Raw genomic sequence first — 814 nt, forward strand, 5'->3', positions numbered from 1 at the left:
AGTAAATAAATCTATAGGGTCGTTATTTGTACATAAATCGACAGTAGCATCCGTTCCAGGATTAGGAGGAATATTTGTAGTTACCGTAACCGTTGCCGTTGAATCTTCACAAGGCGGATTTGCAGCAATCGTATAAGTGTACACACCAGCAGTATCTATAGTAGGATCAAAAATTCCAGAACCACTTGCAAGCGCAGGCGACCACGTTCCACCAGTTTCAGGAGCACCACCAAGCACAGTAAACAAATCAATAGGATTATTATCTAAGCATAAATCTATAGCACCATCCGTTCCAGCATTAGCCGTTGGAATAAAAGTAATAGTTACTGTTGCCGATTGGTCGTCACAAGGCGCAGTACCAATTAGTGTGTAAGTATATACACCAGCTGCATCTAGCGCAGGATCAAAAATTCCAGAGCCACTAGTAAGCGCAGGCGACCATGTTCCACCAGTTTCAGGAGCACCACCAAGCACAGTAAATAAATCAATTGGGTCATTATTAGTACATAAATCGACAGTAGCATCGGTTCCAGGATTTGGAGGGATAGCAGTGGTTACTGTAACCGTTGCCGTTGAATCTTCACAAGGCGGATTTGAAGCAATGGTATAAGTGTACACACCAGCAGTATCTAGCGCAGGATCAAAAATTCCAGAACCACTTGCAAGCGCAGGCGACCACGTTCCACCAGTTTCAGGAGCACCACCAAGCACAGTAAACAAATCAATAGGGTCATTATCTAAGCATAAATCAATAGCACCATCGGTTCCAGCATTAGCCGTTGGAATAAAAGTGACAGTTACTGTTGCCGATTGA

1 pseudogene is annotated in these 814 nt (G+C 43.5%); it reads right to left on the bottom strand.

What is annotated here, in order from left to right:
* Positions 1-814: pseudogene (locus TD29_RS18555) on the bottom strand (hypothetical protein); the annotation flags it as partial.

It is taken from the genome of Psychroserpens damuponensis, assembly GCF_000826655.1.
Taxonomy (GTDB): domain Bacteria; phylum Bacteroidota; class Bacteroidia; order Flavobacteriales; family Flavobacteriaceae; genus Psychroserpens; species Psychroserpens damuponensis.